The organism is Sporolactobacillus shoreicorticis, assembly GCF_024125445.1.
Lineage (GTDB): Bacteria > Bacillota > Bacilli > Bacillales > Sporolactobacillaceae > Sporolactobacillus > Sporolactobacillus shoreicorticis.
In genome coordinates this window covers 166951-180891 of sequence record NZ_JAMXWM010000002.1, presented here as the reverse complement: position 1 = coordinate 180891, position 13941 = coordinate 166951, and the positions used below count along the sequence as shown (strand labels likewise).

Annotated in this window: 13 protein-coding genes; all 13 read left to right on the top strand. The window is 41.8% G+C overall.

Annotated features, from left to right (window positions below; genetic code table 11):
• Positions 1-958 precede the first annotated feature (958 nt).
• A complete protein-coding gene (locus NIE88_RS22725; RefSeq protein ID WP_373689396.1) occupies positions 959-1168 on the top strand; it encodes a transposase in 210 nt (69 codons plus the stop codon).
• Between the two features lie 399 nt (positions 1169-1567).
• The gene (locus tag NIE88_RS02505; protein WP_253058364.1) at positions 1568-2752 is read left to right on the top strand and encodes a galactokinase; all 1185 of its coding nucleotides are present in this window, start codon (positions 1568-1570) and stop codon (positions 2750-2752) included.
• A gap of 4 nt (positions 2753-2756) precedes the next feature.
• The gene (gene galE / locus NIE88_RS02500) at positions 2757-3755 is read left to right on the top strand and encodes a UDP-glucose 4-epimerase GalE (protein ID WP_253058362.1); all 999 of its coding nucleotides are present in this window, start codon (positions 2757-2759) and stop codon (positions 3753-3755) included.
• An 11-nt stretch (positions 3756-3766) separates the two neighbouring features.
• Entirely contained in the window at positions 3767-5254 is a 1488-nt protein-coding gene (galT, locus tag NIE88_RS02495; protein ID WP_253058360.1) for a UDP-glucose--hexose-1-phosphate uridylyltransferase, read from the top strand.
• An 18-nt stretch (positions 5255-5272) separates the two neighbouring features.
• Positions 5273-6334, top strand: a complete 1062-nt coding sequence (locus NIE88_RS02490) for an aldose epimerase family protein (protein ID WP_253058358.1) — start codon at positions 5273-5275, stop codon at positions 6332-6334.
• Between the two features lie 264 nt (positions 6335-6598).
• Positions 6599-6811: a hypothetical protein gene (locus tag NIE88_RS02485; protein ID WP_253058356.1), complete on the top strand. Its 213-nt coding sequence runs from the start codon at positions 6599-6601 to the stop codon at positions 6809-6811.
• A 16-nt stretch (positions 6812-6827) separates the two neighbouring features.
• Positions 6828-8333, top strand: a complete 1506-nt coding sequence (locus tag NIE88_RS02480) for a spore germination protein (protein ID WP_253058354.1) — start codon at positions 6828-6830, stop codon at positions 8331-8333.
• A 15-nt stretch (positions 8334-8348) separates the two neighbouring features.
• Positions 8349-9458: a GerAB/ArcD/ProY family transporter gene (locus NIE88_RS02475; RefSeq protein ID WP_253058352.1), complete on the top strand. Its 1110-nt coding sequence runs from the start codon at positions 8349-8351 to the stop codon at positions 9456-9458.
• On the top strand, positions 9455-10564 hold the full coding sequence (locus NIE88_RS02470) for a Ger(x)C family spore germination protein (RefSeq protein ID WP_253058350.1): 1110 nt from the start codon (positions 9455-9457) through the stop codon (positions 10562-10564). The genes NIE88_RS02475 and NIE88_RS02470 overlap by 4 nt, the downstream gene beginning before the upstream one ends.
• Positions 10565-10864: 300 nt before the next feature.
• Positions 10865-11617 (top strand): DeoR/GlpR family DNA-binding transcription regulator, encoded by a 753-nt coding sequence (locus tag NIE88_RS02465; RefSeq protein ID WP_253058583.1) that lies wholly within the window; start codon positions 10865-10867, stop codon positions 11615-11617.
• Positions 11618-11810: 193 nt separating this feature from the next.
• Complete coding sequence (gene agaB, locus NIE88_RS02460) at positions 11811-12284, top strand: PTS galactosamine transporter subunit IIB (protein ID WP_253058348.1); 474 nt, start codon at positions 11811-11813, stop codon at positions 12282-12284.
• Positions 12285-12328: 44 nt separating this feature from the next.
• Entirely contained in the window at positions 12329-13129 is an 801-nt protein-coding gene (agaC, locus tag NIE88_RS02455) for a PTS galactosamine transporter subunit IIC (RefSeq protein ID WP_253058346.1), read from the top strand.
• Positions 13119-13940, top strand: coding sequence for a PTS galactosamine transporter subunit IID (gene agaD / locus NIE88_RS02450; protein WP_253058344.1), 822 nt, complete (start codon positions 13119-13121; stop codon positions 13938-13940). The genes agaC and agaD overlap by 11 nt, the downstream gene beginning before the upstream one ends.
• The last annotated feature ends 1 nt before the right edge of the window (position 13941 follow it).

Below are 13941 nucleotides of genomic sequence, written 5' to 3'. Positions count from 1 at the left end.
AAAAGCTAAGGGGCAATAGCAGGAGAAGCTGGGAAATATCCCCGTTAAAGTGATTGATTATGATTTACCTGAGAAACACCGACCAATTGAATGCTTCATAAAACTGAACATTGGTTCCACCTCTACGATTGGGTGTAAATTCCCCTGGTTGCCCCTGACCTTTTGTACACAGATGAAATTGAAAGAACCGGGACGATCCTGCTTCACCGAGGTCTTATCTTTGGCTCTATTGGACAAGGCGTGAAAGACCGGTAATCATTCTTTATAATTCCAAACAACATGCGCTGCTAAGCATCTGATTAAATTTTTGTAATATTTAAATGTTTATTCGCAGATGGCGGGGCCATCCGGAATATTAGTAACTCAAAAGTGTGACTCTTGCCGGATGTTAGTCGCTGTGCCCGAAGGAAATTCAGCGAGACATTAAGCGCTTCATCCAAATCGGCCAAGGAATCTGCAGTTATCGCTAAAAAAGGACCCGCTTATTGTCTCATCAGTTTTTTTAAATTGAACAGGAGCTCAAAGAGAAGTACAAGGAATGTGATTCAACCGTTTAGAAGAACTATTAAGTACCAAATAATCCATAAAACTATATTAACTATCAAGCAATAGGTTGTGATATGAAAATTCAGGGAAACTATTTTGTGATCTGACATGAAATATTTGGGCATATCAACTAGTTCCTTATTTCCCAAAAATTAATTTAAATGCTTTCTATAAATTAATTTTGCTTTCAAACTATTTTTCCTTATATTTCTATTTAATCATTAGATCACCTATAATGTAGGATATTGTAAAAGAAGTTATTACTAAACTTGTCTTTGAAATCAATAGGCTCGATGCTTTCTTCACTAAAAAATAATTAACAATCTACTAACTCAGAACTCAGGGTTATCTAAAATAATGTTTCTTAATGACAAAGAAACCAGTCGCCTGATACAGGGCATCCCTCAAAGGCTTGTGCTCACGTGCGTCAAAGAAATTGGCTAGTGGGTTCGCAGTCGGTCTACTCGCTGAAATTGGTGATGTCGAGCGGTTTAACAGTCATCATGCCTTGGCTAAATACGTCAGGCTCGTTTGTAGCCAATATTTCGGTCCGGAGAATACGGCTCGGACTATCGACATTTTACCAGCAAAAGTACAAAGAAATTACTTGACATCAATATAAACGCGCGCTCGTCTTAACCGCAAGAAAATTGGTACGGTTAGTGTATTCGCTGCTCAGCATCAACCAATTGTATACACCACCCGAACCATCCAAAAGAAAATCGCGAGGCAGAGTCAGTTTGTCATATCCTTTCAAACTCTTTTCCATGTTCAAGTAAATGGGAATTGTTGTTATTTGAGGTGAGGCAGGTTTTATATACACTTTTTTAAACACTTTGGGATAAAAATCATGAAAAGCTTCCAATTTCTCGCCTTTAGGGATTTGACATATTACCACTAGCCAATCATCTTCTATTTTCAGCAAATTTCTTTTGAAAACATGATGAAAGGGATTGCATATATTAAAAAGTTACATTACTATTTAAGTAGATATTTTAGTAAATTAAAAGGTGGTTTTTGTATGAATTTAACTAAATTAATTGAGGGGTATAAGAAAGTATTTGGCAATGAATCCTCTGCGCCCACGAGCTATTTTGCACCCGGACGTATTAACTTGATCGGCGAACACACCGATTATAATGGCGGTCATGTCTTTCCTTGTGCGATTACTCTCGGGACATATGGGCTGGCAAGTAAACGCAATGATACGAAGGTAAAACTATATTCAGAGAATTTTAGTGAATTAGGAACGATTTCCTTTGATGTCAATGATCTGTCCTATGCATCAAAGGACCAGTGGACGAATTATCCGAAAGGCGTCATTCATTTTCTAAAAGAACGAGGATACCGGATTGATCATGGAATGAACATCTATTTCTTTGGCAATATTCCGAACGGCGCCGGGCTTTCTTCTTCAGCATCCATCGAATTGTTAACTGGCGTGATCCTGGAAGATTTATTTAATCTTGATATTGATCGGCTTGATCTCGTTAAAATCGGAAAAGAGGTTGAGAACAAATTTATTGGTGTGAATTCAGGCATTATGGATCAATTTGCTGTAGGAATGGGCAAAGCTGACCGTGCAATTCTTCTTGATACAAATACGTTAACGTATAATTTGGTTCCAGTCGAGCTCAGTGATCATGTGATTATTATTATGAACACCAATAAACGACGTGAATTGGCAGATTCGAAGTATAATGAACGTCGTGGCGAGTGCGAAGAAGCGTTGAAAGAATTGCAAGTCAAGCTCGACATCCATTCATTAGGCGACCTTGACAACAACCATTTTGATGAATACGCCTATTTAATAAGCAAAGAAAACCTGCTGAAACGCGCACGCCACGCGGTTTCCGAAAACCAGCGCACACTGAAAGCACGGGAGGCTCTGACCAACGGTGATCTGGATACATTCGGAAGGCTGGTCAACGCATCGCATGTGTCACTGAAATATGATTATGAAGTCACCGGCAGGGAGCTGGATACCTTAGTTGAAGCCGCATGGCGGCAGCCCGGCGTGCTCGGTGCCAGAATGACCGGCGCCGGATTCGGCGGATGCGCCATTGCGATCGTGCAAAAAAAGCAGACAGATCAGTTTCAGAAAAATGTCGGCCGGATTTATGAACAAACGATTGGCTACGCACCTTCTTTTTATATTGCGGAAATTGCGGACGGTGCAAAAAATCTAACAGTTTCGGAGGTTTAAATCTATGTCTATTCTCGTAGTTGGCGGGGCAGGTTATATCGGCTCACATACCGTTGATCGTCTGATCGAAAAAGGCTATTCAGTTGTGGTTATTGATAATTTGTCAACCGGGCATCGCGCGGCTGTTCATGAAAAGGCGGTTTTCTATGAAGGAGACATTCGCGATCAGGATTTCCTTAACAACGTATTCGATAATGAAAAAATTGACGGTGTAATTCATTTTGCCGCAAATTCCCTTGTCGGTGAATCAATGGAAAAACCATTAAAATATTTTGATAACAACATCGGCGGCATGATCAGCCTGCTTAAAGCGATGAATGACTTTCATGTCACGCGCATTGTCTTCTCTTCCACAGCCGCTACTTACGGGGAACCGGAGCAGATCCCGATCTATGAAACCGATGCTCAGGTGCCGACAAATCCGTACGGCGAAAGTAAACTGGCAATGGAAAAAATGATGCGCTGGGCCGATCAGGCGCACAGCATTCACTTTGTTGCCCTCCGCTATTTTAACGTTGCCGGCGCGAAACCGGACGGAAGCATCGGCGAAGATCATAATCCGGAAACCCATCTGATTCCGGTCGTTCTGCAAGTCGCACTCGGTCAGCGCCCGGAATTGAAAATCTTTGGTGATGACTATGACACGCCGGACGGCACAAACGTTCGTGATTACGTGCACGTGATCGACTTGGCAGACGCACACATTCTGGCCGTTGAATACTTAAAGAACGGTGGCAAGAGCGACGCCTTCAATCTCGGATCAGCAACCGGATTTTCCGTTAAGCAAATCTTAGAGGCTGCCCGCCAAACAACAAAGAAAGAAATACCGGCACAGATTGCTCCGCGAAGAGCAGGTGACCCGACAACATTGATCGCCGCCAGTGATAAAGCTCGAAAAACGCTTCACTGGCAGCCGAACTATGACGATATTCATGACATCATCCAAACCGCCTGGAACTGGCATGTGAAGCATCCATATGGCTATCAAGATCGGAAAGCATAAAGGAGAACTCCATGAAAGAAAACAGCTTAGTGAATCAATTTGTCAACCAAATTATTGAAAACAGCGACTATGAATCAATGGATCGACGCTACTTAATCAATCAGGTTCTGGCTCTTGTGGGAGAAGATCAAGACCAGCATGCATATCAACCCAATGGCTCCGATGACATGCTTAAGCTGAAGGATGAATTGGTTGAACATGGAGTACAAAATCATAAAATCGAGTCGAATTTTGGCGTCCGTGATATGCTTGGCGCTCAACTCATGAACTTCATCACCCCCGCTCCATCAACCGTCAATCGACGATTCTGGAGACGATACGATCATGACGGACCGAAAGCAGCGACCGATTATTTTTATCAACTAAGCAAAGCGAACGACTATATTAAGACAAAGTCCATTCAAAGAAACATCTATTTTACGTCGGCCACCGACTACGGTGACCTGGAGATTACCATTAATTTATCCAAGCCGGAAAAGGATCCGAAACAAATCGCTTTGGAGAAGTCGGCGCCGAACTCGGGCTATCCGCTATGTCAACTATGTATGGAAAATGAAGGATACCTCGGCCGAGTAAATTATCCGGCTCGAAGCAATCACCGAATTATCCGCCTTCAATTAAGTAATCACGAGGACTGGGGCTTTCAATATTCGCCCTATGCCTATTTTAACGAACATTGCATCTTTCTGTCGGCGAAGCATGAACCGATGACGATCAACCGGAATACTTTTTATCGTCTGCTTTCCATTATAGATAAATTTCCTCATTATTTTGTCGGAAGTAATGCTGACCTTCCGATTGTCGGAGGATCCATTTTGGCACACGAGCATTATCAGGGGGGAAGCCATGACTTTCCAATGGCTAAAGCGCCGATCGAATTCTCGTTTGCATTTGATCATTTTGATGAAGTCAGAGGCGGAATTGTTAAATGGCCGATGTCGGTGATCCGTTTGACTAGTGCGAATAAAGATCAGCTGATCCGGCTGGCGACAAAAATCTTAGATCGCTGGCGTCACTATTCCGATGCTTCTGTCAACCTTCTTGCTGAAAGTAACGGTAAACCGCATCATACGATTACACCCATCGCAAGAAAACGCGATGCTTTATATGAACTTGATCTGGTCTTGCGTGACAATCAAACATCCACTGAATTTCCGGAGGGTATTTTCCATCCGCACAAAGACCTGCATCACATAAAAAAAGAGAATATTGGTCTGATTGAAGTTATGGGGCTTGCCATTCTGCCGCCACGATTAAAAGCGGAGCTAAAAGAAGTTGCTCGCTATTTGTTGGGTGAAAAAAATGAGATGAAAACTTATCATAAACCGTGGGCGGATCACATAAAAGGCCGGCATCCCATGTTAAATACAGAAACGATCGACGCTCTGATTCATCGGGAAGTCGGAAAGGTATTTGAACGTGTACTTGAGGACGCAGGCGTCTATAAACGTTCCAAAGAAGGGCAAACGGCTTTTAAACGTTTCGTTGAATCCATATAAGGAGGCTTGCTGCTTGCTATGGAGATCTCAAAAAATGAATTTGGTGTCTATCAAGGACAGACAGTGCTGCAATATAACTTGATCAATGATCATGGTATGAGGCTAAGCGTGATGAATTACGGGGCAACCCTTAATCGCATTGAAGTACCCGACAGACATGGAGAACGAGCCAGCATTGTTCTGGGCTATGATCAGTTTGATCACTATTTAAATCAGGATGCCTATTTTGGCGCGACCGTCGGGCGTGTCGCGGGGCGAATTGCAAAGGGTAGCTTTTCAATTGACGGACATGACTATCAACTCCCATTGAATAATGGGGAGAATACCAATCATGGCGGTCCTCAAAGCTTTGAGAGTCAGATTTGGAACAGTTGGGTATTCATTAACGATGATCACATCGGTGTCAAATTCGATCTACTTAGTCCGGATGGTACCAATGGTTTCCCCGGCAATCTTAAGGCGACTGTCACATACAGCCTGAACAACGAGAACCAATGGCGGCTTCACTACGAAGCAACGACGGATAAACCGACACTTTTTAATCCAACGAACCATGTCTATTTTAATTTAAGCGGAGATTTCACAAAAAAAATCGAGGATCATATTCTGACCATTAACAGCCATCAATTTGGTGAAATTAGACAAGATGGTCTTCCAACCGGGGAGCTCATTGACGTTCATGGTACTCCTTTTGATTTTACTCACGGTGCGCCGATTAAAAAGGGGATCTATTCGGACTATCCGCAAAATAAACTGGTAGACGGTTATGATCATCCGTTTTTACTGGACATGAATGAAAAACCATCAGCCGTACTTGAAGACCCGACCAGCGGAAGACGGGTGACTATGACGACAACAAATAATGCTGTTGTTGTTTATACCGGAAACGGATTTTCAAGTGATATGACAATGGTCGGCAAACCGATGCAACCGCACCAAGGCGTAACGCTTGAAGCGCAGATGATGCCGGATGCGATCCACCATCAAGGATTTGGCAACATCATTCTTAGACCCGGCAAAAAGTATCAGGCGGACACCGTTTATCATTTTGATGATGCAAATGATATCCAGTGTAAATGACCTTTTCACATTTTGACAAATGAATGATTCCCCCCCTTTTAACCAAACTATTTTTTATCATTGAAAGCCCTCATAAGCCACGGTCTATTTTTCTTGGATCGTTGGCTTTTCTTTTTTTCAGATCAACTCCTCTTACCCAAATCCTCGGCATGCATTCATCTTTCCATTCAATTACTTTAATGACAATCCAAATAAAAATTTGATTTTTACAAGGTTAACGCAGTCTTTTTTGGGACAAAATGATTAAATGAGGGGGCATCCTATATGATCGGCATCATTTTATACGGTTGCTATTTCCTTATCTTGTTCTTTTTTCTTTTTTCGGTGCATTTTAGGCTGGAAACCGTCTCCGTTATTCTGACACATGCGTTAATAATTTTTCCAGGCGTTATTCCATTGATCATTATTGCCGTTGATCAACGAAAAGATGAGCAAAAAAAGGCTAAATTGACCGAAAAAACAAATGATGATTCATAAAGAGGATGTGCTCATTTTGTTTTTTAGAAAAAAAAGAACAGATCATGCCATACAGATAGATTCAGTCACAGATCTTTTTAAAAAATTAGAGAAGGTTCCGGATTTTATTCATTTTGAACATAAAGGCAAAGACTTTACATGCTGGATCTCCTTCATTCAGACACTCGTTGATGTAGAGTACCTTCATCGAGATGTTTTCCCCTATCTGTATAGCGATCAAACCCATAATTTAACGGAAGTTCAGGATCAAATCCCTACCGAAAAAGTGATCCGAACGAAAGATTTATCCTTAATTCAATCAAGGCTCCTGGATGGATACACCATTATTCAAGAATCCGAAAAAAAGCCGGATTGCTTAATTATTCCTTCAGTGAAAATTAAGGGAAGAGAAATTGAAAAATCAGAGAATGAGACAAGTGTCTTAGGTCCGCGTGAAGCATTTGTGGAATCTGCCGATCTGAATATTAATTTAATTCGAAAGCGCATTCCAATTCCCCAATTTATGTTTGAAGACATGCGTATCGGAAAAATATCAAAAACAAGGATTTGCGTTATATATATCGATGGGATCGCAAACAAAGATAATATTCAAACAGTGAAACAGAGAATCCATGACTTAGAAATCACAAGTATGATTGATTCAACAATGCTTGCCTTAATGATTAGCGATAATAATAATTCAATTTTTCCTCAGTTTATTGATACGGAAAGACCGGATCGTGTTGCGGGAGCTTTATACGAAGGAAAAATTGCAGTGATCGTCGATGGCTCACCAAACGCCCTCATTCTTCCAGCATCCATTATCGAGTTTTTTGTCGCATTTGATGATTACTTCTTGGTATGGCCGATCGCGACCGCTTATCGTTTATTAAGACTTTTTGCGGTCGCTTTTTCTGTGATCTCTTCATCAGTCTATGTAGCCATTTTAACCTATCATTACCAACTGATTCCCGATAACTTAATCCCAAGTTTATTTACTTCACGGACTACTATTCCCTATGCGCCTTTATCTGAAGTATTAGTTCTGGAAATCATGATCGAGCTGCTGCGTGAAGCGGTGGCGCGGCTTCCGACAAAAGTAGGGCAGACCATTGGCATTGTTGGCGGTATAGTTGTCGGCACAGCTTCCGTTCAGGCCGGTATTGTCAGCAATTTTCTACTGATTATTATTGCGTTATCCGCTCTTTCCGCATTCATAACGCCTAACTACCGAATGGCGGCAACCATCCGCTTTATTCGTTTTCCGTTTATTCTATCCGCGCAGATTCTCGGTTTATTGGGGATCTCACTATGCTTTCTGATTTTTGTTAACCACTTAACACGATTAACTTCCTTGGGTCGCCCTTATATAGAACCGATTTATCCGACACGGATCAGTGACTTAAAAGATGCATTTATTCGTCTTCCACTCAACTTTCAAAACATGCGCCCACTTTTTCTTCGTCCTAGTGATTCGAAACGATTCAATAACCAGCGTGCTCATGAGAAAGTTGGACCGAAACACTCTGAATTGGATGATTAAGAACGGAGATAAACGATGAATAGTAAAATAAACAAAGCATTTCAGTTGAGTCCATTAAGTGCTTTCTTCATCCCCCTTTCACTGCAGCTCGGAGCGGATTTCTTGATCCTGCCCAATCCCCTTACCGAACAAAGTGGGCAAGATGCCTGGATCGGCATCATGATTAGTGGTTTGTCAACTTTAGTGATTCTGTGGCTTATCTTTCGTTTGCTTGAGAATGAATGTATTTACGGAAGAGCGGATATTTTTTCGCTTCATCAGCGATTATTTGGAAAATGGGCGGGAACGCTACTTAATTTTATTATGGTGGGGCAAGTAATGGTCTATTTGGTTCGTTTAATCCGTATCTATTCCGAAATTTTCCAAGTGTGGCTCTTCCCCAATCTGCCGGTACTTGAATTCTCAATAATCATCTGTTTCATCATAGGCTATGTCGTCATGGGTGGTATTCGTAATATTGGAGGGCTTGCGCTGCTTAGTTTTATCTATATGATTCCATTTTTTCAAATACTTAACTTTACAGTTCCTTATCTTCGTTTTTCAAATATGTTGCCCTTATTCGATCATTCACTAATCTCGGTGATCAGATCTTCCTACTCCGGAGCCAATTTATATCTTGGATTTGAGCTGATCATCTATTACTATCCTTTCCTGAGTCAACCTGAAAAAGCAAAAAAATGGGCGTTCATTGGTATTTTAACTACTTTGATTCTATACCTTAATTTAACGATTGTCGGAACCGCATTCGCTACAAAAGGTGCACTGGAAAATACGATTTGGCCGCTGATGTCCCTTCTTAAGACCCTTCAGATTCCTTTTTTTAATCATGCTGAAAAACTCGCCACCGTTTTCTTCGTTTGGACCCTAGTTCCAAACGTGTGTTTATGTACATGGATCATAACGCGTGGTCTGAAGTTTACATTTCCCGCAATAAAACAAAAGTATTTGATGCTCATTGTTCTCCTTTTGGCCTGTGGATTGATCACATCAATTACCAGTGGCAATCAAATAAGAATTATCAATCAGATTTTCGGGACATCCGGATTAATTATCATTTATGTCTATCTTCCCGTATTATTAGCCTGTCAGTGGCTGCATAAGAAAGTGAGGAAAGCAGTAAAATGAAAGTGAAAATGCTCATCCTGTTTGCCTTATTTCCTCTGCTTTGTGGGTGCATTCCAACCAATACGCTCGATCAAACGCTTATGGTTGAAGGAGAGGGCTTTGACTATATCGGACATGGAAAAGTCATGGGTACTGTCGTCATGCCAAGTTTTATCGATACCGGCACCCAGGGAAGTCAGGGAACCGGGATTCCGGCAACCGCATCAATGATACGCAATCTGTCCGGGGTGACTTATGACGGAAAATCATTGGTCGATAAGTTTCAATCGCAAGGTCAAGAAGTGATGCGAGTTGGTTCCATGAAAGTCATGCTTTTCAATAAAAAAATGGCGGAACACGGCTTAAGTCGACAAATGTCTTTTCGAAACCGTGACCCCGATGTGCCCAGCGCGATATCTGTCGCGGTTGTGGAAGGAAGCACCAAAAAAATTCTTACTGCAACAGATTACCAGACCCAAATTCCTATCGCTCGCTATATTCAGCATATGATTGCTCAGAACAGCCAGCAGAACTATCCCACAACTAATTTGAGATACTTTCTGGATAGTTACTATGGAGATTACATGGACCCTTTCATGCCAATCATCCTAAAAAACGGTGACCATTTGGAAATAGATGGGCTCGCACTTTTCAGGAAGGCCAAGTATGTCATGCGTATCGGCGAAAATAAAATGTTTCTTTTTAAAATGCTGTATGAAAAGTTTAATCAAGGCGTTTATGATTACCAGTTCTCATCCGGAAAACATGTCGCGATCCGAAATGTCCAAGCATCTGTAAAATATCATGTAGTAGGCGGGAACAGCGCATCGCCTAAAATCATCGCACTCGTAAATGTTAAGGGGTATATCCGGCAAGCAAGTCCGAAAACAATAAATACAAAATCAACATCAGCTATGGAGAGGAAAATAGCAGAAAGTTTAAGCACTAATGCTGAAAAAATGGTTTGTCAATTTCAGAAACGCGGGACAGACCCGCTCCGGCTTGGAGACACCGTTCGTAGTTTCACTCATCATTTTGATGGAAAGACATGGGATGAACGCTATCCTAACGCCGACTTTCATTGCCGTGTTCAAGTAAAAATCGTTCAAACGGGCATTTCCTCTTAATCGTTCGGTTAATTTAAGTTCGAAAGGTCACAAAATTTTAAAATCAATCATTTATGACTGGTGCCGGCCAACCGCACAGCATCAGTTGGCTTCTTTTTGAATCATTCTCCTTTATCATCTCATTTACGAAGCAATATGAATACACAACCACAATTATGTATTTACTGTGAACATAAAATGAAAGCGATTGCATATGTTCGTTTATCGTGCTAGTATGTTCATAAAATAAATAATTGAACAAATTTGAACATTTAATTTTGGGTTTTTCTTGGTTTGAGACGAAAGGAGCTTAAGGGAGTGATGCTGAAGGAGGAACGTTTTAAAAAAATTATCGATCTGGTTGACAAGCACGCAACCGTATCCGTCAACGCTCTGGCCGAACGTCTCGGGGTCACAAAAATGACCATTCGGCGTGATTTGAACGACTTGGAGCACAAACAATTGCTTGTTCGCATTCATGGTGGCGCAAAGAAAACCGTTCCCAGTTATATGGAGCTCTCGCATGAACAAAAAAGAACAATCAATATTAACGAAAAAAAGCATGTTGCACAAAAATGCGCTCAGCTTATTCATGATGATGGTTATGTTTTTATTGGCCCAGGAACAACAAACGAACTGATCTTCGATTACCTGCATCACATCCACCATTTAGATGTGATCACCAATGCAATCACCATTTTTGAACGATTTAAAAATGACGCGCGCTTTGACGTCATTCTCATTGGCGGCAGGTATCGCATGTCTTCCGGTACTTTTATTGGTTACTTCGCCAATAAAATGCTGAGTGAGATAAAAGTCGGTCAGGCATTTGTTGGTGTAAACGGAGTGATGGGTACTTCAGTGACCATTGCAAACGAAGAAGAAGGAAACGGGCAGAGAATTATCCTGAATAACGCCGATGAGCGTTATGTTACAGCCGATCACACAAAATTTGGCGTGGAAGCCTTCCATCATTTCTACAAGGTATCCGACCTGACCGCTATTGTTACAGATCCCGCAGTCAGTCAACAAAACATTCGCTATTATGAGCACCTGACTCAACTGATTAGGTAATACATCTTTTTCCGTAAACAGACAGAAAAAAGATCTTGCTGCTCAGCAAAGCAAACAAGATCAGATAAACAACTACAATTTATTTTTTTCGATGCCAATGACTATTATTTGATGGTACAAAATCCAAATTCAATAATCACGGAATTACAAAGTTTTCTATTAAAATATGTGATGATTTTAGGGAGTGACTGAAGTGCCTAACATTTTGCTAACTCGTATTGATAACAGACTTGTTCACGGACAGGTGGGAGTAACCTGGACGACAGCACTCGGTGCAAATTTGATCCTTGTTGCCAACGATCAATCGGCCAAGGACAAATTGATGCAGGATCTGATGGGTGTAACCGCAAAGTCCTCCGGAGCCGGGATTCGTTTTTTTTCCATCCAGAAAACGATTGAAGTGATTCACAAAGCGGCGGATCGTCAGAAAATATTTCTTGTCGTGAAAACACCGCAGGACGTGAAACGACTGATTGACGGCAACGTGCCGATCAGTGAGCTGAATGTTGGGAACATGCATTTTTCCGAAGGAAAGAAATCGATTACAAAAAAGGTCTATGTGAATCAGGACGATCTTGACACGTTTAAATATATTGAAGGCAGAGGTGTCCATGTATTCATTCAAGATTATCCGGACGGTAAAAAAAGTCCGATCATTTATAACTGAAAAATTGTGCTTAATACATTATTTCCTAAAGAGGGGTGAATTTAATGGAAATCACGTTGACACAAGGTATTCTTCTGGCCGTTCTCGGACTGATTACCGGATTAGATTTCTGGCTGCAGGCATTCTATATTTTCCGCCCGGTCATTGTTTGTACACTTGCCGGACTGATTCTTGGTGATATGCAGCTTGGCGTTATCGCAGGAGGGTTGACCGAGCTTGCTTTCGCCGGATTGACACCGGCTGGCGGTACTCAGCCGCCAAACCCGGTTCTTTGTGGAATTATGACTGTTGTTATTGCTCATACCACAGGTACAAGTCCTGCCGGCGCAATCGGAATGTCACTGCCATTTGCTTTTCTGATGCAATATATTTTGCTTTTCTATTACTCATCGTTCTCGCTTTTTATGCCGTCTCTGGACAAAGCGGCAAAAGAAGCCAATACCAAGAAGTTTGTACGCATTCAGTACACACCTTTGATTATCGTTTCTTTGTCTTATGTGGTCATTGTCTTTTTAAGCGCTTACGCAGCTCAGGCGCCGATGAAAGTGCTCGTTAATTCACTTCCGGAATGGCTGTCCCATGGTTTCGGAATTGCCGGCGGCATTCTTCCGGCAGTCGGATTCGCGATGCTGCTCAAAGTTATGTTGAAAGGTTCATTGGTTCCTTATCTGATTATCGGGTTTGTGATTGCCAGCCTGATTCCTTATTCGAACGTACTGCCTGCCGCCGCAATTGGCGCCGCCCTGGCAATGATCGAATTCTTTAGAGATAAGCACACTCAGAATCTGGAAAAACGATTGGAAGAAGCAGGAACAGCCTCTGGAGGTGAAGAAGATGGCATCTGAAAAAACTAACCAAGTTGAAGATCAAAAAAAGATAATATCAAAACACGATTTAACGATGCTCGGCATCCGTTCCAATCTTGTTCAGGCGACATTCAGTTATGAACGTATGCATGCGCCTGGCTGGACCTGGGCCCAATTACCGATTTTCAAAAAGTTATATAAGAAAAATGAAAAAGGTTTGTCTACAGTGATGAGTGAAAACATGGAATTCATCAACTCGTCACCGCCGCTTGAAGCGATTCTGATGGGTCTGCTCGTTAATCTTGAAGAACAGCATGCACCTCGTGAGACGATTCGCGGATTAAAGAATGCATTATTCGGACCGATGGCCGGTATCGGCGACGCAATATTTTGGTTCACAATTCTTCCTATTGTAGGCGGTATTGCCGCATCCTTCTGCTCATCCGGAAATATTCTCGGCCCGATTATGTTCTTCGCCGTCTATATGGGCATCTTCCTGATTCGTATTCCGGAAGCCCATTTAGGCTATAATTTGGGTTTAAAGGCCATTGATGTCATTCGCGATAATTCAATTATTATCAGTAAAGCGGCATCAATACTCGGCCTTACTGTCATTGGCGCATTGATCTCAGCGTACGTAAAAATGGATGTGCTGACAACCATTCATTTTGGCGCAAAAACAGCGATTTCAATTCAAAAGGATTTTCTGAATCATATTTTTCCGAATATCTTGCCATTCGGGTTCACCATGTTCCTTTATTGGATGCTTAAAAAGAAAGCCAATCCCCTCTGGCTGATTGTCGTGACCTTTGTTATTGCTATTCTGTGTGCGTACCTGGGGATTCTGTAAC

Excerpts from the sequence above, each read along its gene's own strand:
- NIE88_RS02505 (WP_253058364.1), top strand. The coding sequence starts at position 1,568 with ATGAATTTAACTAAATTAATTGAGGGGTATAAGAAAGTATTTGGCAAT.
- galE (WP_253058362.1), top strand. The coding sequence starts at position 2,757 with ATGTCTATTCTCGTAGTTGGCGGGGCAGGTTATATCGGCTCACATACC.
- galT (WP_253058360.1), top strand. The coding sequence starts at position 3,767 with ATGAAAGAAAACAGCTTAGTGAATCAATTTGTCAACCAAATTATTGAA.
- NIE88_RS02490 (WP_253058358.1), top strand. The coding sequence starts at position 5,273 with ATGGAGATCTCAAAAAATGAATTTGGTGTCTATCAAGGACAGACAGTG.
- NIE88_RS02485 (WP_253058356.1), top strand. The coding sequence starts at position 6,599 with ATGATCGGCATCATTTTATACGGTTGCTATTTCCTTATCTTGTTCTTT.
- NIE88_RS02475 (WP_253058352.1), top strand. The coding sequence starts at position 8,349 with ATGAATAGTAAAATAAACAAAGCATTTCAGTTGAGTCCATTAAGTGCT.
- NIE88_RS02470 (WP_253058350.1), top strand. The coding sequence starts at position 9,455 with ATGAAAGTGAAAATGCTCATCCTGTTTGCCTTATTTCCTCTGCTTTGT.
- NIE88_RS02465 (WP_253058583.1), top strand. The coding sequence starts at position 10,865 with ATGCTGAAGGAGGAACGTTTTAAAAAAATTATCGATCTGGTTGACAAG.
- agaC (WP_253058346.1), top strand. The coding sequence starts at position 12,329 with ATGGAAATCACGTTGACACAAGGTATTCTTCTGGCCGTTCTCGGACTG.
- agaD (WP_253058344.1), top strand. The coding sequence starts at position 13,119 with ATGGCATCTGAAAAAACTAACCAAGTTGAAGATCAAAAAAAGATAATA.